General features: G+C 71.9%; 15 protein-coding genes and 2 pseudogenes. 5 read left to right on the top strand and 12 right to left on the bottom strand.

Annotated elements, in window-relative coordinates:
- Positions 1-22: 22 nt before the first annotated feature.
- On the top strand, positions 23-2,056 hold the full coding sequence (locus ABZ865_RS02640) for an MDR family MFS transporter (protein WP_361222656.1): 2,034 nt from the start codon (positions 23-25) through the stop codon (positions 2,054-2,056).
- Positions 2,057-2,446: 390 nt separating this feature from the next.
- Here the strand turns inward: ABZ865_RS02640 and ABZ865_RS02645 are convergent, their stop codons facing one another.
- Together ABZ865_RS02645 and ABZ865_RS02650 are read right to left on the bottom strand one after the other, a co-directional pair.
- Positions 2,447-2,974, bottom strand: a complete 528-nt coding sequence (locus ABZ865_RS02645) for a GNAT family N-acetyltransferase (RefSeq protein ID WP_361222658.1) — start codon at positions 2,972-2,974, stop codon at positions 2,447-2,449.
- A 48-nt stretch (positions 2,975-3,022) separates the two neighbouring features.
- Entirely contained in the window at positions 3,023-3,460 is a 438-nt protein-coding gene (locus ABZ865_RS02650; protein WP_361222659.1) for a DUF1992 domain-containing protein, read from the bottom strand.
- 99 nt (positions 3,461-3,559) lie between these two features.
- On the opposite strand from ABZ865_RS02650, the gene ABZ865_RS02655 reads away from it, so the two are divergent.
- Positions 3,560-3,952 carry a hypothetical protein gene (locus ABZ865_RS02655; RefSeq protein WP_361222662.1) on the top strand — a complete coding sequence of 131 codons (393 nt, stop codon included), beginning with the start codon at positions 3,560-3,562 and terminating at the stop codon, positions 3,950-3,952.
- Positions 3,953-4,036: 84 nt separating this feature from the next.
- On the opposite strand, the gene ABZ865_RS02660 is transcribed toward ABZ865_RS02655, so the two are convergent.
- From ABZ865_RS02660 to proP, 5 genes are all read right to left on the bottom strand, one after another.
- Entirely contained in the window at positions 4,037-4,705 is a 669-nt protein-coding gene (locus ABZ865_RS02660) for a hypothetical protein (RefSeq protein ID WP_361222664.1), read from the bottom strand.
- 2 nt (positions 4,706-4,707) lie between these two features.
- Complete coding sequence (locus tag ABZ865_RS02665; RefSeq protein ID WP_361222666.1) at positions 4,708-7,767, bottom strand: phosphotransferase; 3,060 nt, start codon at positions 7,765-7,767, stop codon at positions 4,708-4,710.
- Positions 7,768-7,973: 206 nt separating this feature from the next.
- Positions 7,974-8,645 carry an O-methyltransferase gene (locus ABZ865_RS02670; protein ID WP_361222667.1) on the bottom strand — a complete coding sequence of 224 codons (672 nt, stop codon included), beginning with the start codon at positions 8,643-8,645 and terminating at the stop codon, positions 7,974-7,976.
- A 71-nt stretch (positions 8,646-8,716) separates the two neighbouring features.
- Entirely contained in the window at positions 8,717-9,838 is a 1,122-nt protein-coding gene (locus tag ABZ865_RS02675) for a DUF2330 domain-containing protein (RefSeq protein WP_361222669.1), read from the bottom strand.
- A 92-nt stretch (positions 9,839-9,930) separates the two neighbouring features.
- Positions 9,931-11,283, bottom strand: a complete 1,353-nt coding sequence (gene proP, locus ABZ865_RS02680; protein ID WP_361224321.1) for a glycine betaine/L-proline transporter ProP — start codon at positions 11,281-11,283, stop codon at positions 9,931-9,933.
- Between the two features lie 423 nt (positions 11,284-11,706).
- On the opposite strand from proP, the gene ABZ865_RS02685 reads away from it, so the two are divergent.
- Positions 11,707-13,740 carry a bifunctional glycosyltransferase 87/phosphatase PAP2 family protein gene (locus ABZ865_RS02685; protein ID WP_361222671.1) on the top strand — a complete coding sequence of 678 codons (2,034 nt, stop codon included), beginning with the start codon at positions 11,707-11,709 and terminating at the stop codon, positions 13,738-13,740.
- An 83-nt stretch (positions 13,741-13,823) separates the two neighbouring features.
- Here the strand turns inward: ABZ865_RS02685 and ABZ865_RS02690 are convergent, their stop codons facing one another.
- A complete protein-coding gene (locus tag ABZ865_RS02690) occupies positions 13,824-15,059 on the bottom strand; it encodes a cytochrome P450 (RefSeq protein ID WP_361222673.1) in 1,236 nt (411 codons plus the stop codon).
- A 231-nt stretch (positions 15,060-15,290) separates the two neighbouring features.
- Here ABZ865_RS02690 and ABZ865_RS02695 point away from each other — a divergent pair, with 231 nt between their 5' ends.
- Complete coding sequence (locus ABZ865_RS02695; RefSeq protein WP_361222674.1) at positions 15,291-16,460, top strand: steroid 3-ketoacyl-CoA thiolase; 1,170 nt, start codon at positions 15,291-15,293, stop codon at positions 16,458-16,460.
- A gap of 21 nt (positions 16,461-16,481) precedes the next feature.
- Here ABZ865_RS02695 and ABZ865_RS02700 read toward each other — a convergent pair whose 3' ends face one another.
- From ABZ865_RS02700 to ABZ865_RS02715, 4 genes and pseudogenes are all read right to left on the bottom strand, one after another.
- Complete coding sequence (locus tag ABZ865_RS02700; protein WP_361224324.1) at positions 16,482-17,132, bottom strand: YoaK family protein; 651 nt, start codon at positions 17,130-17,132, stop codon at positions 16,482-16,484.
- Positions 17,133-17,467: 335 nt separating this feature from the next.
- Entirely contained in the window at positions 17,468-17,881 is a 414-nt protein-coding gene (locus tag ABZ865_RS02705) for a transglycosylase SLT domain-containing protein (RefSeq protein ID WP_361222676.1), read from the bottom strand.
- A gap of 352 nt (positions 17,882-18,233) precedes the next feature.
- Positions 18,234-19,070 (bottom strand): ECF transporter S component, encoded by an 837-nt coding sequence (locus tag ABZ865_RS02710; RefSeq protein ID WP_361222678.1) that lies wholly within the window; start codon positions 19,068-19,070, stop codon positions 18,234-18,236.
- Positions 19,067-19,813, bottom strand: a pseudogene (locus tag ABZ865_RS02715) (ATP-binding cassette domain-containing protein); the annotation flags it as partial. The pseudogene ABZ865_RS02715 and the gene ABZ865_RS02710, both read right to left, overlap by 4 nt.
- A 346-nt stretch (positions 19,814-20,159) precedes the next feature.
- Between ABZ865_RS02715 and ABZ865_RS02720 the strand changes: the two are divergent.
- Positions 20,160-20,500: pseudogene (locus tag ABZ865_RS02720) on the top strand (hypothetical protein); the annotation flags it as partial.

Raw genomic sequence — 20,500 nt, forward strand, 5'->3', positions numbered from 1 at the left:
ACCCCGGCCCCGGGAGGTCTCCATGACCCTGGACACGCACGGCACGGCGAAGGGCGTCAAGGACGCCGAGCACGTTCCCGGCAATGTGTTCGTCCCGATCGGGGCGCTCCTGCTCGGGCTGCTGCTGGCCGCGCTCGACCAGACCATCGTCTCGACCGCGCTGCCGACGATCGTCAGCGATCTCGGCGGGCTCGAGCACCTGTCCTGGGTTGTCACGGCCTATCTGCTGGCGTCCACCGCCGCGACCCCGCTGTGGGGCAAACTCGGTGACCAGTACGGGCGGAAGCGGCTGTTCCAGACCGCGATCGTGATCTTCCTGATCGGGTCCGCGCTGTGCGGCATGGCGCAGGGCATGGGGCAGTTGATCGGCTTCCGGGCGTTGCAGGGGCTGGGCGGCGGCGGGCTGATGGTGCTGTCGATGGCGATCGTCGGCGACATCGTGCCGCCGCGCGACCGGGGGCGCTACCAGGGGCTGTTCGGTGCCGTGTTCGGTGCGACGAGTGTGCTCGGGCCGCTGCTCGGCGGGCTGTTCACCGAGCAACTGAGCTGGCGCTGGGTGTTCTACGTCAACCTGCCCGTCGGTGTCGTCGCGCTCGCCGTGATCGCGACCGCCCTGCGCATCCCGCGCCGTACCGCCCGCCACGTCATCGACTACCTCGGCACCTTCCTGATCGCCTCGGTCGCCACCTGCCTGGTGCTGGTCGCCTCGCTCGGCGGTACGACGTGGGCCTGGGGGTCGCCGCAGATCGTCGGGCTGGCCGTGCTCGGGGCCGTGCTCATCGTGGCGTTCGTCGCCGCCGAGCGCCGGGCGGCGGAACCCGTTCTGCCGCTCAAGCTGTTCCGGATCCGCACCTTCACGCTGTCCGCCGTCATCAGCTTCATCATCGGCTTCGCCATGTTCGGCGCCATGACCTATCTGCCGACCTTCCTGCAGGTCGTGCACGGCATCTCGCCGACCCTGTCCGGGGTGCACATGCTGCCGATGGTGGTCGGGCTGCTGCTGTCCTCGACCGTCTCCGGGCAGATCGTCAGCCGCACCGGCCGCTGGAAGGTGTTCCCGATCGCGGGCACCGCCGTCACCGCCGTCGGCCTGCTCCTGCTGCACCGGCTCGACGAGCACAGCCCGACCGCCGAGATGAGCGTCTACTTCTTCGTCTTCGGTCTGGGCCTCGGCCTGGTCATGCAGGTGCTGATCCTCATCGTGCAGAACGCGGTGTCATACGAGGACCTGGGCGTCGCCACCTCCGGCGCCACCTTCTTCCGCTCCATCGGCGCCTCCTTCGGCGTCGCGATCTTCGGCACCGTCTTCGCCGGCCGGCTCGGCGACCAGCTCGCCGACGCCTTCCGGGGCGTGCGGCTGCCGCCCGGCGTCTCGGCCGACACCCTCAAGGCGGACCCGCGCGGCATCGGCGCCCTGCCGCCCGCCCTGCGCCCGGCCGCCCTGCACGCGTACGCGTCCTCGATCACCGACGTCTTCCTGTACGCGGCGCCGGTCGCCGCGCTCGGCTTCGTGCTGGCATGGTTCCTGAAGGAGGACCGGCTGCGCGGCTCGGTGACCGCGCCGGACGCGTCCGAGACCATCCCGCCCAACCCGGTCGAGCGCTCCTCCTACGACGAGTGCTGCCGCGCGCTGTCCGTGCTCGGCACCCGCGAGGGGCGCCAGGAGATCTACCGGAAGATCATCGAGCGGTCCGGCTACGACCTGCTGCCCGCCGCCGGCTGGCTGCTGCTGCGCATGCGCAGGTACGGCTCGGTGGAGCCGGGTGTGCTCGCCGAGCGCGTCGACGTCCCCGTGCAAGTCATCCTTGCCGCCGAGCGCCAGGTGGAGGAGCGGCGTCTCGCCGAGCGCCGGGGCCTGGACCTGTCGCTCACCGAGCGGGGCCGGGAGGTCGCCGAACGGCTCGCGCGGGCCCGCGAGGAGTCCCTGGCCGAGCTGCTCGGCGACTGGTGGCGGCCGGGCCGCTCCACCGACCTGGACCGTCTGGTGAAGGAACTCACCGGCGAACTGTGCGGCTCGGAACGCGAGCGGCCACACGACGGGACGAAGACCCTCTGACGGCCGGGACGGGATGGGACGAAGCCCGTCTGACGGCCGGCCCGGGACAGTCGGCCACGAAGGTCCTCTGACGGCCGGCCCGGCACGGTTGGTCACGAAGGCCGGCATGACGGCCGGCCGGGACGGTCACGAAGGCCGGCATGACGGCTGGCCGGGACGGTCACGAAGGCCGGCATGACGGCTGGCCGGGATGGTCACGAAGGCTGGCATGACGGCTGGCCGGGTCACGAGGGCCGGCATGACGGCTGGCCGGGACGGTCACGAGGGCCGGCATCAGGGCCGGCCGGGATGGTCACGAAGGCTGGCATGACGGCTGGCCGGGTCACGAGGGCCGGCATCAGGGCCGGCCGGGACGGTCACGAAGGTCGGCATGACGGCCGGCCGGGACGGTCAGGAAGGCCGGCTGGCGGTCTCGGGTGCCGTCAGGTCCTTGCGGAACCAGTGTTCGGCGTACTGGTCGTCGTTGTGCGGGCCGGTCTCGGTGTAGCCGAGGCGGGCGTACAGGGCGCGGGCCTCCACCAGGTCGCCGCGGGTGTCCAGGATCAGGCGGCAGGCGCCCAGGGCGTGGGCGGCCTCCTCGGCGGCGGCGACGAGGAGCGCGGCCCCGCCCCTGCCGCGCATTCCCTCGTGGACGAACACCCGGGTCAGCTCCGCCGTGTCCGGGTCGAGCAGCCGTACCCCCGCCGAACCGGCCGGCTCACCGTCGTACCGCCCGATCAGCAACTGCCCGGTCGGTGGCGTGAGTTCGGAGCCGGTGGTGGCCGCGATCTCCCGCTCCAGCTCGTCCGGGTCGGTGCGGTGCCCCTCGTGCAGCAGATACCAGCGGTCGCTGACCTCCGTGTAGTACGCCCGCCAGAGCGCGGCGGCGGCCGGGGAGTCGTACGGTTCCGGGGCGATCGTCCACGTCATGCCGGCCATTCTCGGCGGCCGTCGCGCACCCTCCGCAACCGAATATGCGGGCCCTCCTCACGCCTCCGGTCCCGCCGCGCCCCCCGTGGCCTCGGCGGCCCTGCGCCGGTGCCACTCGCGCACGACCTCCTCGACGTCGTAAGGCTTCTTGCCCAGGGGCGGGCCGGGCGGGGGCTTGAACATCATGTCGCGGATCTTCACGTTGACCTCGGTGATGATCTTCCGGACGATCCGTTCCGAGGGGGCCGCGTAGGCCGCCGCGAGGGCGTCCTCGGCCTCCTTGCGCAGCGCCAGCGACGGGGGCAGCACGGCCAGCCCCTCGCGGGCCATCTTCCGCTTGACCCACCACAGTTCGTCGTACTCGGAGTCGAGCCCGGCCGGCAGCGGCTCGCCCGTGCCCGGCAGCCGGTCGAACTCGCCGCGGCGCTGTGCGGCGAGGATCTGGTGGTCGACCCAGGACTCGAACGGGACACCCGGTGGCTTTCGCTCGGTCATGAACCCATTGTGCCGGACGCGGCCCGGCCGGGCGTTTTATCATGCGGCGGCGACGGGGCAAACCGGGCCCCGCGCAAGGACGGTTCAGGGGGAACGCACGTGCTCGAACTCACCATGGCTTCCGTCTCCGGCGAGGACGCGGGCGCCACGGCCGGTATGACGATGGCCGAGGCGCCCAGCACGCCGGGTGCCGTGCTGCGGGTGGGCCGGGACGGATCCGTGTGCCGTCTGGTCACGCCCGACGACTGGCTGTTCGTGTCCCGGGTCCACCTGGAGTTCCTGTGCGGCCCCGACGGCGGCTGGCAGCTGTCCTGGCTGCGCGGCTCGCAGGCCGAGCCGTCCTCCGAGGTGCGGCTGACGGCCGGCGGGTACACCCAGTCCCTCGCCTACGGCGGGACCGTACCGCTGCCGCGCGGCGGGTCCGGCGAGATCGTCATCCAGGAACGCACCGCGCCGCGCAGCGTCAACGTGGGCTTCTATCACGAGGTGTGACCGTCCCGTACTCACGGTTCCGCGAGTGGTGCCGGGCCCGTACTCCATGGTTTCCCGAGGCGTGACGGGCCCGTGCCTCACTGTTCACGGGGTGTGCCGGGCCGCGAGGCGGAGCGTCAGCCGGTCCGTGTACCGGCGCAGGGCGCGCCCGTGGTAGACGGCGTGGGCGGCGAACGCGACGCCGGCCGCGGCCAGCCCCGTGACCACCGTGCCCCCGGCCGGCCAGTCGGCGATCCGGGCCAGGGCGCCCGCGGCGAAGCCGACGACCCCGCTGTTGATCGCGCCGGCCGTGCCGGCGAGCCCGGAGAAGGGCCGCGCCGAGCCGGCCGGAGGCACGTCCTGCGGGTTGAGCACCGGCAGCAGGAAGTACGGCTTGAGCTCCGGTGAGCGGTGCAGGAGATAGGCGCGCAGCGAGTTCATCGCCAGCGAGTACTCGTGCTGCACCGCCGTGAACTGCACCAGCCGGACGAAGACCGCGGCGCCGAAGGCGACGAACACCGCCCCCAGGGCAGCCGCCGTCACCAGCTGGACGCTCGCCCCGCCGTTCTTCTGCGAGGCGAGGGCGGCGACGGCGGCGATGGTTCCCGACGCGGCGACCATGTAGAAGTTGAAGCGGGCCGTGCTGCGGTCGGTGTTGGTCTTGCGCAGCTCCCGTATGAACTCGTACTCGGCCAGCGCCACCGTCAGCGCGACGTCGGGCTCGGACGGAGGCGGCGCGCCGGCCGGACCCGGCTGTGTGGTCGTCGTGGTCATGCCTAGTCCTTACCCCACGCGGTGAGCGCCTCCGCCACGTCCGCGGCGAACAGGAAGGCGAGGAAGCGGTTGTCCGGCGCGTCGCTGTCGGGGTAGCGGGCGAAGGGCAGCAGCGAGGCGAACAGGGCCCACTGGTACTCGGAGTCGTGCATCGGCCACAGCGGCTGCTCGCACTTCTTCAGGATCGTCCGCAGCTTGCGGACGGCCAGCAGCGTGCTGCGCACCTCCGGGTCGACGTCCTCGGGCACCTTGGGGTCCCACAGCGACGGACCGGCCAGTGCCTCCACGAACCAGGTGCGCAGCCCCTTCAGCTGCTCCGGCTGCCAGGTGAACACCCGCGACCACAGCGCGGACTCCAGGCGGGCGAAGTCCTTGCACACGTGCCCGATGTGCGTGGTCTCGAAGTCGATGATGTGCAGCTGGGGCCGGGTCGGGTCGTCGCCGCTGATCAGGACGTTGTCGCCGTGCAGGTCCCCGTGGGAGGTGCAGCTGAGGTAGCTGGTGGTGGTCAGCCCGTGGTCGGGATGGTGCAGGAGGCTGTCCACCAGGGCCGGGGTCTCCCCGTCGTCGCCCGGGACCTCGCCCACCTGTGCCGCGAGCCAGAGCGGGTTGGTCCGGGGCGCGTAGTCGAAGGCCTGCGCCAGTGCGCCGGCGCCCAGCGCCGAGCCCTCCAGGAGCGGCGCGAGGGTGGGGTGGCGCCAGTCCAGGCCGCCCGGGACGCCGAAGGTCTCGGCCACCTCCGGGAGGCGGAAGCTGGCGAGTTCCGTGCCGGCGTGCCGGGCCGGTCCGAAGGTGGTGCGCTCGAAGCCGGCCGGGCGCAGCACCGGGTACTCGGTGCGCAGATCGCCGACCCCCCGGCGGGCGTTGCTCAGCCAGGGCCGCAGGGCCTCGACGAACAGCTCCTCCAGCACCGGCCCGGGATCCTCGACCTTCCGCTCGCGCAGCCAGCCGGTCAGCGTCTTGGGGACGTCACGCCGCCGGAAGACGTACGAGGTGCGGATGCCCTGGTATCCCTCGCCGCTGCTGCTGTTGGTGACGACGGTGGTACCCACGAGGCACTCGCTGGCCCGGTAGCTGCCGTGCAGCTTCTTGGCGTACTTGTCCCAGTTGTGCTTCTCCCGCCGTACCCGGTCGACCGCGTCGATCTTCAGCACGCCGAACGCGCCGTCCTCGTTGTGGCACAGGAACGTGGGCACCCGGCTGTCCCGGAAGGGCGCGCCGTTGAGCACCGTGCTGGGCTGGTCGTCGAACAGCTCGCCCGTCACCGCCTTCAGGACCCGGTCCGGTAGCTGCACGGAGGCGTCCCGCTCGCTCGTGGACAGCGAGTTGGAGACCGAACTCGCCACCACCCAGGGGTTCTTGACGACGTGCACGGTCCGGGAGGTCGCCAGCATCTCGGAGACCTCGGCCTGCCAGACCTCCTTGACCCGCCGGGTCTCCGCCGCGGTCGGCCCGGCGGCGTACGGGTTGTTGTGGAACAGGATGGTGAGCATCCGGTCGACCCGGTCCGTGTTCCAGCCGGAGAGGATCAGCAGCGCGAGGGCCACGCTGGTCCGCTTGTCCTGCTCCTTCTCCGTCGCCCACTCGGTGAGCAGGTGAACGGCCCAGTTCTCACGGCCGAGATGGCGGTTCGGCGCGTTCGGGTCCTGGACGCGCCGGTCGAACTTGCTGTCCTCCGGCATCGCCGGTTCCGGCCCGCCCACCAGCAGATGCGTGCCCACGGAATGGCGCAGCCACTGGTGCACGAACTGCACCTTCTGGAGTTCGGTGTCCCGCAGGTTCAGGGTGAGCAGGGGGATCAACTCGGTGGCGGCGAGGAGCACTTCCCGCTCGTCCGGGTTGTACCGGGTCTGGATCTGGAGAGCCGACAGATAGCCGAGGATGTCGGTGACGACCTGGTGGAGATTGGTCTTCCACACCTGCTGCAGGGCGAAGTTCCACGTTCCCGAGGCCAGCCAGCGGATGCGGACCTCGGCCTTCTCGGACGGGTCGACCAGATCGGCGTCATTGGTCTGATCCGACAGACAGCACTTCCGGGCGTTGACGGCGCGCGTCCAGATCGACCGCGGAGCCGTCCCGGGGTACATCAGCCCCTCGAACTCGCCCCGCAGCGCCGCGAAGTCCTCCCGCAGGGTGGGGAGCAGCAGCTTGGCCGCGCCGGGGGTGCTCTGCAGCCGGGCTTCCATGTCCTCCTGGAAGCGGTCGATCAGCTGCTCGACGGAGAGGTCGCCCCCTTCGGCGTGCCAGTCCTTCATGAGACGGGGCCAGGACAGGCCGGACGAGGAGTAGCGCTCGTTCGTGTCGGGGCTCAGGGGGTCAGACGTGGCGGAGGCGGAGGGGACGGTGGAGGTGGGAGAGGAGGTGGGTGCGGAGGGGGCCGCGGCCGCGGACATCGCGGAGGTGGCGGTGGCGGTGGCGGTGGGGGCGTTGGGGGTGGCCGGGACGACTGGGCCGGCCGGGCCGGTGGGCTCCCCGGGTGCGGCCTCCGCGGCAAGGGCACCGGTGGTGGCACTCGCCCCGGGCACGGCGTCCGGGGCGCGGAGCACGGCCTCGGTGACCTGCGCGGGGATGGTGGGAGCGACGGGCGGGAGGCCGCCGGCGTCGATGGCCGGCGCAGCCGTGGCACCGGAGGTGCCAGGGAAGGCTGTGGTGCCGGGGATGCCGGTGGTCGACGGGATCACCGCCTCGATCGGTTCCGGCTCCGGCGCGACATCGCCCAGCGCGGCGAGCCGGGTCCGGCAGAAGTCCAGCGTCTTGGTGTAGTCCCCCTTGCCGCTGATCGAGTCCAAGAGGCGGAGGGACAGCCGCAGCAGGCTTGCCGCCCGCGCCGGATCCGTCCGGAAGTAGACGTCGTTCCCGAGCGTGCTCGCGGGGTTGGCGATGCGGTACGCGGGGTGGAAGCAGTCGCCCTGCGCCAGTTCCTCGGCCGCCTTTTTCAGGCCCGGCCCGGCGGGTTCCAGCTTTTGCAGGATCCTGGGCTCCAACCCCGGCGTCGCCAGCGCGTCGTTCAACGCCTTCAGGACGATCTCGCGGGCCTGGTAGAGGTCGTGCGGCTCCAGCATGGTGCTCCCCCCACGCTCATGACTGTGAGCCCGTGCTCACAGCGGGACTCGACACGTCAGCAGAGCTGTGTGTCCTGTGCCACATGAATGGTCGAGCACTCCCCCGGATAGGGGGATATTTTCGGCCAGTGACCGGAGGGGGCACAGTGACAGAAGGGGCGAGCGGGACACGCCCGCGCTCGCCCCTGCCGACGGGCCGACGGCCCCTACGCCAGCACCCGCGCCAGTGCGAAGCCGTCGTAGCCCTTGCTGCCCACGGTCTGGAGGGCCGTGCCGCTCAGCCTCGGGTGGGAGGCGATCAGTTCGATGGCGGCGCGGGTGCCGACGACGTCCGGTTCGGTGCTGTCGGAGTCGGCGACGCGGCCGCCGCGCACCACGTTGTCCACGATGATCAGGCTGCCCGTGCGGGTCAGCTTGAGCGCCCAGTCGACGTAGTGGGCGTTGTTGGCCTTGTCGGCGTCGATGAAGACCAGGTCGAAGGGGGCCGGGTTCTCGTCCGCGAGCTGGGGCAGCAGTTCGAGGGCCGGGCCCACCCGCACCTCCACGATCCGGTCGAGCTCGGCCCGGGCGATGTTGCGGGTGGCGACCTCGGCGTGCTTGGGGTTGTACTCCAGCGAGATCAGCCTGCCGTCGGCGGGGAGGGCGCGGGCCAGCCAGATCGTGCTGTAGCCGGCGAGCGTGCCGATCTCCAGGATGGTCCTGGCCCCCTGGACCTGGGCGAGCAGCTGGAGGAACTTGCCCTGTGTGGCCGTGACGCTGATGTGCGGCAGCCCGGCCGCCTCGCTCTCGCGCAGGGCGGCCTGGAGCGGCTCGTCGTCCGGTGTGAGGTGGCTGGCGAAGTAGAAGTCGACGTCGTCCCAGAGCTGCGACCCGCTCATGCGTCTGCTGCCTTTCCCGAGTGTCTTCTCGAGTCTCTGCCCGAGTCCTTGGCGCTTCCCCTTGGATGGTCTCAGCCGAGCGGCGTGGACGGCGTGATCTCCGGCGTCGGAGTCTCCGGCCGGCGGGAGCGTCGTGCGTCGATCAGCGCGACGACCGTGAGGACGAGCAGCACCGCGCCGCCGACCGTCAGCAGCCATGCCGGGATCCCCGCCACCTCGCGCAGCTCGTCGTCGTAGATCACCTGCCGGACCGGGGTGTCCGCAGCCGTCCGGCGCAGTTCGTGGTCGCCGGAGATCCGGTCGGGGTACGGGAACTCCTGCGTCAGCGCCGTCAGATACGGCGTCCCCTCGGCCATCGCGCCCAGGGCGCCGGCCGGCTTGCCGAGGCGGCCCGCGAAGACCACCTTCGGCGCGTAACCGCCGATCGAGGTGCGCGGTTCCATGCGGTGCGCGGCGAGCACGTACAGGCCCAGGGACTGCGGGAGGCTCGCGAGCCGGGACAGCCGCATCGGATAGACCGGGCGGTCGCTGGCGAAGGTGAGGTGCAGCGGGTCGAGGGCGCCGTGCAGCGGGGTGCCCGAGGCCTGGGGAGCGAGCCGTACGGCGACGTACTCCCAGTGCTGGTCGACGTACGGCTGGAGCGCGGTCCGCAGCCGGGGCGGGAAGGTGAAGCCGTGCTCGCGCAGCCAGGTGTCCAGGGCGGCCGGGTCGGTGGCGGTCAGCCGCGCCACGTCGAACGGACCGAGCCGCTGCCGGTCGACGACGCCGACGCCGGCCCCCGCGCCGGGCGGGGCGGCGTCGCCGGCGGCGTCGCTGTCGTCGAAGGGCCAGTCGCCGTTCCGCGGCCAGAAGTAGTGGCGGGTGCGGTGCACCGGGGCAATGGCCTTGCCGAGCTGGTCGAACAGGGCCGGATCACCGAGGCGGACGGCCGCCCGGTGCGGGACGGGCATGATCCAGGCGGCGTCCTCGGCGGTCCCGCTGACGGTCAGCCGCATCACGATCTGCTCCGACCGCCCGTCCCACCGCAGCACCGACTGCTCACTCGCCACGGCGATCTGCTGCGAGGCCTCCGGCACCATCGCGCCGCAACCGCAGGCGTAGGCGGGCGCGACGAGCCAGCCGAGCTGGATGCCGAGGAGGGCGAGTACGACTGCGAGTATGCGGGCGCGTCCCTGCCGCCGGCGTCCGACCATGAACCCCTGACCTCCGTCTCACCGCTGCCAGGGCTACAGACGACACAGGGTGATCAACGGTTCCGGGCCGCGCCCGGGTCGAAGGGTGCAGCTCAGCGGCTCTCCACCGACGGGGCCGAACCCGGCAGGGGCCGGCCCGCGGATTCGGACATCCGCCAGACCGCGAAGCCGCCCACGACGGCCGCGGCCATCATGTAGTACGCGGGCATCATCATGTTGCCGGTGGCCCCGATCAGCGCGGTGACCACCAGCGGAGTCGTCCCGCCGAACAGGGAGACCGACACGTTGAAGCCGATGGACAGGGAGCCGTAGCGCACCCGGGTCGGGAAGAGGGCGGGCAGCGCGGCCGGCATGGCCGCCGTGAAGCAGACCAGGAGCAGGCCCAGCGCGCCCATGCCGAGGGCCACGGCGAGCAGGCTGCCCTCGCGGATCAGGAGCAGGGCCGGGACGGACAGGAGCAGGAACCCCGCGCAGCCCGCGGCGATCACCGGGCGGCGGCCGACCCGGTCGGTCAGGGCGCCCGCGAACGGCTGGACGATCATCATCAGCGCCATCACACCGAGGACGACGAGAAGGCCGTGCGTCTCGTCGTACTTCAGCTCGCTCGTCAGATAGCTCGGCATGTACGACAGCAGCATGTAGTCGGTGACGTTGAAGACCAGCACCAGGCCCATGCAGATGAGCAGCGCCTTCCACTGGCCGGCGATCATCTCGCGCAGCGGCACCTTCGGCCGGGCCGCCTCCGCCTTCTCGACCTCGGCGGCGAACGCCGGGGTCTCCTCCAGCCGCATCCGCAGGTAGAGGCCGATGATGCCCATCGGGCCCGCGATCAGGAACGGGATCCGCCAGCCCCAGGAGAGGAGCTCGTCCGAGCTCAGCAGGGCCGTCATCAGGGTGACCAGGCCCGCGCCGCCGATGTAACCCGCCAGCGTGCCGAACTCCAGCCAGCTGCCGAAGAAGCCGCGCTTCTTGTCCGGGGCGTACTCGGCGATGAACGTCGAGGCGCCTGCGTACTCGCCGCCGGTGGAGAAGCCCTGCACCAGCCGCGCGGCCAGCAGAAGCAGCGGCGCGCCCACGCCGATCGTCGCGTACGACGGGATCAGGCCGATCGCGAACGTGCCCGCCGCCATCATGATCATCGTGAGGGCGAGCACCTTCTGGCGGCCCACGCGGTCGCCCAGCGGGCCGAAGACCATGCCGCCGAGCGGGCGGACCAGGAAGGCCGCGGCGAAGGCGCCGAACGTGGAGAGCAGCTGGGCGGTCGGGTTGCCGGACGGGAAGAAGACCTTGCCCAGGGTGACCGCGATGTAGCTGTAGACACCGAAGTCGAACCACTCCATCGCGTTGCCGAGCGCGGCCGCCTTCACGGCGCGCCGGACGAGCGCGGGGTCGGTGACGGTGACGTCGGTCCTGGCGTGGGCCTTGGCGGCCCGGGAGGTCTTCAGATGCGGGGTGACGGCAGTGGCGGTCGCCAAAACGGGGCTCGCCTACCTTTCGACGGGGACAGGGACGGGCCCGGACGACGGCACTGCCGTTAGATCGAGCCGAAAAGTGACCATAGGGGGGTTTCGGCCACTTACGTCACGTACGCAGGTCGATGCATAGTGCAGCGAAATGCGGTGTACGCAGGTACGTCTGCCCGCTTCCGCAGGCGAGATCCGGCCGCCCGCTGTGATCCTTCTCGCGCCCGAACCGGACGCCCTCACCCCTCCGACCGTCATCTTCCGGACAAAAGGTGGGCGGACGACAGGTGAACGAGGGGGTGTCCGCGTCTGTCTCCGTGGGGTCTGCGACCCTCGTAAGGGTCCGCGGAGGAATCGGACGCGTGCGCCGCGTCCGGGACGAACGGGGCGGGAGGCCGACGGGGCGTGGCGAACGTGGAGCACGGCGGGCGAGCGGCGGATGGCTTCGGAACGGCTGCGACGGGAGCCCGCCTGCGTGCGGCCCGGCTCGCGCTGTGGGCGGTGGCGGCGATCCTCGCGGCACGGCAGATGACCGTCGTCCTCACCACCCCGAGCGGCGAACGCCTCACCGACCTGGAGACCTGGGTCGGCCCCGAGGGCGTCCTGCACGTGAAGGGCTCGCTGTACGACTCGACGCGCTTCACCGGCACCCCCTTCGCCGGCCTGGTCCTCAAACCCCTCACCAGAGCCGCCGAGCAGGCCCTCGGCTGGGGCTGGACCTTCGGCACCCTGCTCCTGGTCGTCGCCCTCGGCCTCGTCGCCGCCCGCGCGCTGCCCCAGCCGGTCAGCCGCCGCACCTCGCTGCTGGCCGCGCCGGTCGCGATCAGCCTGCTGATGCTGTCCCTGCCGGTCCGCAACGCCCTGTGGCTCGGCCAGACCAGCACCATCCCGGTGCTGCTCGTCCTGCTCGGCTGCTTCACCGTACGCGGCGAACGCGCGAGCGGGCTGTGCATAGGCCTGGCCGCCGCCCTCCAGCCGACCGTGCTGCTCTTCGCCCCGCTGCTGTGGTTCACGGCCCGCCGTAGGGCCGCCCTGTCCGCGGCCGGCACCTTCGCCGCCTGCACCGCGCTCGCCTGGGCCGCGCTGCCGCACGACTCGCGCACCTACTGGGTGCACCACATGGCCGGCGTCGGCCTCGGCGGCGAGGCGGACGCCCTCGCCAACCAGTCCCTGCACGGCGCCCTGCTCCGCCTCGGCCTCACCGGCTCCCTGGAGATCGCCCTCTTCCTGCTGCTCGGCGCCGCCGTCACCGCGCTCGCCCTGCGCCGCGCCGTCCGCTACGCCGCCGACGGACAGCTGCTGCTCGCCGTCGCCCTCACCGGCTGCGCCGCCGTCGCCGTCTCCCCGACCACCTGGCAGCACCAGCTGCTGTGGGTGCTGCTCGCGGTGGTCGGCCGGGTCGGCAAGCGGGCCTCGGACCGCTATGTCTGGCCGGTCGCGGTGGTCCTCGTCACCACCCTCCCGGCGACGATGATGCTGCCGCACATGTCGGTGGTGTACCCGCTGCGGGACAACCTCGTGCTGCTCGCGGCCCTGGCCGCCGCCACCGCCGTACCGTTCCTGTCCCGCACCTCGCCCCACTACCAGCGGCCGATCCCGACGGAGTACGCGCCGCCCGTCCCGGCCCGCTTCCGGAACGTCCCCCTCCTGCCGTTCCTGCGCCGGGTGCTCACCCGCCCCAACCTCCTGCTGGAACTCCTGCTCCTGCGCGTCACGTACGCCGCCTACCAGCAGGTCCGCCTGGCCGCGACCGGCGGCACCAACTCCGGGGGCCGCGCGACCGCCGAGCGCCACGGCCACCTGATCCTCGACCTCGAACGCTTCCTGCACATCGACATCGAGCACGCCCTCAACCACGCCGTGGCGAAGATCGGCTTCCTGCGGGACTTCTTCGACTTCTACTACGAGTCCTTCCACTTCGTCGTCCCGCTGACCGTCCTCGGCGTCCTCTACTGGCGCCGCCCGGTCGACTACCGCTGGGCCCGCGCCTCCCTCGGCTTCGCCACCCTGCTCGCGCTGGCCGGCTTCTGGCTCTTCCCGCTGGCCCCGCCCCGCCTGATGCCGTCGCTCGGCATGATCGACACCGTGCACGGCGTCCAGGACTTCTCCCAGCCGGACTACGGCACCCTGACCGCGCTCACCAACCAGTACGCGGCGATGCCGTCCCTGCACTTCGGCTGGGCCCTGTGGTGCGGAGTGGTCATCGCGGTCATCGCGCCGAAGTGGTGGATGAAGGCCCTCGGCCTGCTGCACCCCCTCTTCACCGTCTCGGCCATCGTCGCCACCGGCAACCACTGGGTCCTGGACGCGGTCGGCGGCGCGGTCGTGGTCGGCGCCGGCTTCGGGCTGTCGTACGCCTTCCAGGGGCCGCGGCCCCGGACGGCCACGCCCGCCACGGCGAGCAAGGCCGCACCGGAGCCGGCGAAGCAGACGGGCTGAGCGGACGGGCTGAGCGGACTGGCTGGGCAGGCCGACTGACCGGACCGGCTGGGCAGACCGGTTGGGCGCCGACACCCCGTGGGTCAGTCCGTGGTGACCTGGAGTTCTTTGACGCCGTTGATCCAGGCCGAGCGCAGCCGGCGGGGGTCGCCGGCCAGGCGGAGGGTCGGCATGGCGTCGGCTATCGCGTTGAAGATCAGGTCGATCTCCAGGACCGCCAGGGACTTGCCCAGACAGAAGTGCGGGCCGCCCCCGCCGAAGCCCAGGTGGGGGTTGGGATCGCGGGTGATGTCGAAGGCGTCGGGGTCGGCGAAGACCTCGGGGTCGTGGTTGGCGGAGGCGTAGAAGAGGCCCACCCGGTCGCCCTTGTGGATCTGTACCCCGCCGAGTTCGGTGTCCTGGGTGGCCGTGCGCTGGAAGGAGTTGACCGGGGTCGCCCAGCGGACGATCTCCTCGGCGGTGGTGGCGGGGCGTTCACGGGTGAAGAGGTCCCACTGGGCGGGGTGGGTGAGGAACGCGTGCATGCCGTGGGTGATGGCGTTGCGCGTCGTCTCGTTCCCGGCCACCGCCAGCATCAGCACGAAGAAGCCGAACTCGTCGGAGTTCAGGTTGCCCTCGTCCTCCGCCGCGACCAGCGTCGTCACGATGTCGTGCGCCGGACACCGCTTGCGCTCGGCGGCCATGTTCATCGCGTAGGCGATGATCTCGGCGGCCGACTGCGCGCCGACCTCCTCGGTGATGGCGTACTCGGGATCGTCGTAGGCGATCATCCGGTTGGACCAGTCGAAGATCTTCGAGCGGTCCTCCTGCGGCACGCCGATCAGCTCGGCGATGGCCTGCAGGGGCAGCTCGCAGGCGACCTCGGTGACGAAGTCGAACGGGCCCGAGCGGGCGCGGGCGGCCGCGACGATCGCCTCGGCGCGGGCGCGCAGCCGGGCCTCCAGCGCGCGGATCGAGCGTGGCGTGAAGCCGCGTTGCACGATCTGGCGCACCCGGGTGTGCTCGGGCGGGTCCATGTTCAGCAGGATCAGCCGCTGGGCGTCGATCGCGTCGCGCTCGATGTGCTCGTTGAAGCGGATGATCGCGGTGTTCAGGGTCGAGGAGAACAACTCCGGGTGCGTGGACACGTACTTGACGTCCGCGTGCCGGGTCACGGCCCAGTAGCCGTCGTCGGCGAAGCCCGCCAGGCCGTGCGGCTGCGGGATCCAGCGGACCGGTTCGGTGCGCCGCAGCTCGGCGAACTCCGGGAGAGGCACACGGTGGTGCAGCAGATCGGGGTCGGTGAAGTCGAACCCGTCGGGCAGCGCGGGGCAGTGCATGGGCGACTCCCAGCCATCTGACGGCCCATCAGTAAGTGCCGTGAACGTAGTAACGAGTTCTAGAACTGGCAAGGGCTACGGCGCTCCCAATTCCGTGCGGAGTTCGTGCAGATCGCTCCATCGGCGCCTGCAAGACCCTTGCGGTGATGGACATCACGTCAGCAGACTGCACAGAGAACTAGAACGCGTACTAGTTCTGGAGGAGAGCCCTCTCGGAGAGGACCCGCACCCATGGCCGCCGAACCCGTGATCGTCGAAGCCGTACGCACCCCCATCGGCAAGCGCGGCGGCGCGCTCGCCAATCTCCACCCCGCCTATCTGCTGGGCGAGACCTACCGTGAACTCCTCGGCCGCACCGGCATCCCCGCCGACGCCGTCGAGCAGATCGTCGGCGGCACGGTGACCCACGCCGGCGAGCAGTCCATGAACCCCGCGCGTACGGCGTGGCTGACCATGGGGCTGCCGTACGAGACGGCCGCCACGACCGTCGACTGCCAGTGCGGCTCCTCGCAGCAGGCCTCCCACATGGTGGCCAACATGGTCGCGGCGGGCGTCATCGACGTGGGGATCAGCTGCGGCGTCGAGGCCATGTCGCGGGTACCGCTGGGCTCCGGCTCCAAGCACGGTCCGGGCAAGCCGTTCCCCGACGAGTGGAACGTCGACCTGCCCAACCAGTTCGAGGCCGCCGAGCGGATCGCCCGGCGCCGGGGACTGACGCGGGAGAACGTCGACTCGCTGGGGTTGCTGTCGCAGGAACGGGCCGCCCACGCATGGGCGGAGGAACGTTTCAAGCGGGAGACCTTCGCCGTCCAGGTGCCCACCACCGAGGAGGAGCAGCACGCCGGACAGGGCATGTGGCGGCTGGTCGACAAGGACGAGGGGCTCCGGGACACGTCCATGGAGGCGCTGGCCGGGCTGAAACCGGTCATGCCCACGGCCGTCCACACGGCCGGCAACTCCTCACAGATCTCGGACGGCGCCGCGGCGATCATGTGGGCGTCGAAGCGGATGGCCCGGGCCCTGAAGCTGAGGCCGCGGGCGCGGATCGTGGCGCAGGCGCTGGTGGGCGCCGACCCGCACTTCCACCTCGACGGCCCCGTTGACGCCACCCACGCGGTCCTGGGCAAGGCCGGCATGACCCTCAAGGACATCGACATCGTCGAGATCAACGAGGCGTTCGCGTCCGTCGTGCTCAGCTGGGCCCGGGTCTTCGAGCAGGACCTGGACAAGGTCAACGTCAACGGCGGCGCGATCGCCCTCGGCCACCCCGTCGGCGCGACCGGCGCCCGCCTGATCACCACCGCGCTCCATGAACTGGAGCGCGCCGACAAGGAGTTCGCACTCATCACGATGTGCGCGGGCGGCGCCCTGGCGACGGGGACGATCATCCAGCGGCTGTAGCGGCTGTAGCGGCGGTGGCGTTCACTCCCGGCCCGATGCCACCGCCGCCAGTACGGCCGATGCCGCCGCCGCGATCAGCAGGGGGATGCCCAGGCCGTGGTGGAGGACGAGCCAGGCGCCCAGCCAGGCTCCGGCGATCATGGCGATCACCGCGGCCGTGCGGCGTGCCGAGCGGCGGCCGCCCGCGTCGCCCAGCCGGGATTCGGCGGCCAGGCCGGTCAGCGTCATCGTCAGGACCGTGGTGGTCAGGTCGGGCACGCCCAGTTTGCGGACGGTCGCGTTGCGCAGGCCCATCGCGAAGGCGGTGAGGGCGATCAGGGCGTACACGGTGGCCGGCCGGCCCGGCCAGGCGAAGGCGGCGGCCCCCGCCACACCGACCATGAGTGCCTCGGCCGTCAGCGTCAGCCGGGTCCATGTGCGACGCGACCCCTGCCGGCAGCGGGCCGCCAGCCGGCCGCCGGCCGCCGCGCCCAGCAGGAAACAGCCCAGCGAGGTGGCCGTGTGGGGCACCGAGAAGCCGGGGGCGCCGGCCGCGGCGAAGCCGAGGACCACCACGTTGCCGGTCATGTTGGCGGTGAAGACCCGGCCCAGTCCCAGATAGCTGACCGCGTCGATCAGCCCGCTCACCACGGTCAGCGCCAGGAGTACGACCACCAGGCGCACCCCGCGCATCTCCGGGTCCGGCGCCGGTTTCGCCGACGCCGGCGGTGGTGTCGGCGGCGCCGGTGGTGTCGGTGGCGTCGTCATCGTTCCTCCGGTCGGCCGGGTGGGCGGGGAGGGGACAAGTCCACCACGGGGGCGGGGAACTCCCGGGCGATCCGGCGCGCGCCGCGACGTGCGGACACGCGCGCGCACCCTCGCCGGACGGAGGCGAGGGTGCGCGGTGCTGTATGGGGGGCCGTCGACCGTGGGTGGTCGTACCGGGCCTGGCGTGCGGGTTACGCGAGGGGTGCGCGCTGGTTCAGCGGCGGGTGGCCCGGGGTGGGAGCGGCCGAGGAGGGGACGGCTCAGTACCAGCCGTTGGCCTGCCAGAAGCTCCAGGCCTTGACCGGGCTGCCGTAGCGGGAGTTCATGTAGTCCAGGCCCCACTTGATCTGGGTGGCCGGGTTGGTCTTCCAGTCGGAACCGGCGGAGGACATCTTCGAGCCGGGCAGGGCCTGGACCAGGCCGTAGGCGCCGGAGGAGCTGTTGGTGGCGGAGGGGTTCCAGCCGCTCTCGTGCTCGACGATCTTGCTGAACGCGTTGAACTGAGCGGCGTCCGGGATCATCTTGTGCGCGATCGCCTGGGCGGAGGAGGCCGAGGTCGTGGCGGCCTGGGCGGGCGCCGCGGTCAGTGCCATGCCGGCGGTGGCGGCGGCCACGGCGGCGACGGTGAGGGCCTTCTTCGGGGAAGCGATGCGGCGGATGAAGGAAACGGACACGTTCAACCTCTTGCGTCGGGGACAGGGGATCGCCGGTGCGTCCGAGCCCCACATCGCGTGGTGGCCCATACGTCGGCGCCGCGTCCCGTGTGGGTTCGTGGCGCCTGGCGACGTGGTCAACAGAAGCAGGCTTCCGAGTCGCCCGCAATGACCCCTTTTACTAGTTGTGGCCGGATCGGCGGCAAAGGTCGTTCGTGTGGCGTGGGTCTCAATCCGCAGGTCAGCGGGGGTGCCGTAAGGGATGTATCGGACATTTGGGTCTACGAGGCCGGGTCGTAGGTGACCTGGGTCATGTGGGGTGCTTCACCGCGCGGCTGACCGAGCGGATACGGCACCTCACCCTGCGGATGCGTCACCCTGCGGATGCGTCGAATGTGACCGCGGTCTCGAAAGCGGCCCTCCGCGTGGCCCGGCGCAGCGCGCGCAGCACGGCCGGACCGAGGACGAGCGTGAGGACGACCGTGCAGACCGCCCGGCCCAGGTCCCAGCCCATGGAGGTGGCCAGGCAGTAGGCGACGAAGCGGGCCAGGTTGGCGGGGACCGTCGCGTGCGGGTCGAAGGAGATGTTCGAGGCCATGGTGCCCATGAAGGGCCAGCCGGCCAGGTTCATGATCGTGCCGTAGGCGAAGGCGGCGAGGAAGCCGTAGCCGGCCAGCAGCAGGAGTTCTCCCCGGCCGCGCAGGCGGGCCTGGCCCGGCAGCAGGCCGGCGCCCATGGTGAACCAGCCCATCGCCAGCATCTGGAACGGCATCCACGGCCCGACCCCGCCGGTGAGCAGGGCGGACGCGAACATCGTCACCGAGCCGAGGACGAAGCCGAAGCCCGGGCCGAGCACCCGGCCGCTGAGCACCAGCAGGAAGAACATCGGCTCGATCCCCGCCGTGCCCGCGCCGACCGGGCGCAGCGCCGCCCCGGTCGCCGCCAGCACGCCCAGCATGGCGACGGCCTTCGGACCGAGGCCGGACTCGGAGATCGTCGCCGCCACCACCGCGACCAGCAGCACCAGCACCCCGGCGAACAGCCACGGCGCGTCCTCGGCGTGCGCGCTCAGCTGCGAGTCGGGCGGCGCGAGAAAGGGCCAGCCGAAGCCGACCACGCCGACGGCACTGACCAGCACGAGGGCGGCGAGGGAGCGGGGGCCGAGGGGGATGGCGCGGACGGGGTGGTGGTGGCGGTCGGGGTGGTTCATGCCAGGGCCTCCCGGACCTCGGTCACTGTCAGCCAGGGCTGCGGGGCCAGGATCTTGGTGACCTGCGGGGCGAAGGAGGGGGAGGACACAACGATCTCCGCCGTCGGGCCGTCGGCGATCACCTCGCCGTCGGCGAGCAGCACCACTCGGTGGGCGATCTCCGCGGCCAGCTCCACGTCGTGCGTGGCCAGGACGATCGCGTGCCCCTCGGCCGCCAGCCCGCGCAACACCGTGACCAGGCGGGCCTTCGCCGCGTAGTCCAGGCCGCGCGTCGGCTCGTCGAGCAGGAGCAGGGGAGGGCGGGCGGTCAGGACGACCGCCAGGGCGAGCGCCAGGCGCTGGCCCTCGGAGAGGTCGCGGGGATGCGTGTCGTCCGTGATGCCCGGCAGCAGCCCGGACACCAAGGCCCGGCAGGTACCGGGCTCGGCCCCCGCGTCCCGGTCGGCGGCAGCGCACTCGGCGGCCACCGTGTCCGCGTACAGCAGGTCGCGCGGTTCCTGCGGGACCAGGCCGACGCGGCGGACGAGGTCGCGGGGCGAGGTGCGGTGCGGTACGGCTCCGCCGACCTGGACCGTGCCGGCGGTGGGCTCGACGAGTCCGACGAGGGAGCCGAGCAACGTCGACTTGCCGGCGCCGTTGCGTCCCATCAGGGCGACGGTCTCACCAGGGGCGACGGTCAGGTCGATGTGCCGCAGCGCGTCCACGCGTCCCCGGCGGACGGCAAGGGCGCGGACTTCGGCGACGTGGGGTGCGGTGGGGGGTGGGGTGGCGGTGGGTGTGGTGGCAGTGCGTGCGGTGGTGCGGCGGAAGAGCCGCTGCCAGAGGGGTGTGGGGGCCGGGGGCGCCTCGGCTTCGCCTTCGGCGCCCGTGTTCCCACCCGCACCACCCGTGCTGGTTTCGTCGTCGGCTGCGGGTGGCCCCTGTGGGGCGTCCGCGACGTCGGCGGCTGCCGGGTCGTCCGGTGCAGCGGGCATCGGCTTGTCCGGCGCAACGGGCATCGGCTTCTCCGGCGGCGAGGCGATCGGCTTGAACGGTGCAGCGGGGACCGGTGCGGGGGCTGCTTCGGATACGGGCTCGGACGCGACCTCGGTGACCGGCTCGGACGCGACGCCGGCCGCCGACTTCGACGCGGCCTCGGTCCTGGGCTTCGGCGCCGCCCCGGTCACCGGCTCGGACGCGACGTCGGTCATCGGTTTCGACGCCACTTCGGCTACCGACTTCGACGCGGCCTCGGTCCTGGGCTTCGACGCCGCCCCGGTCACCGGCTCGGACGCGACGTCGGTCACCGGTTTCGACGCCACTTCGGCCACCGACTTCGACGCGGCCTCGGTCTCGGGCTTCGACGCCGCCCCGGTCACCGGCTCGGACGCGACGTCGGTCACCGGTTTCGACGCCACTTCGGCCACCGACTTCGACGCGGCCTCGGTCTA

This window comes from Streptomyces sp. NPDC047085 (assembly GCF_040643735.1).
Taxonomy (GTDB): Bacteria; Actinomycetota; Actinomycetes; order Streptomycetales; family Streptomycetaceae; genus Streptomyces.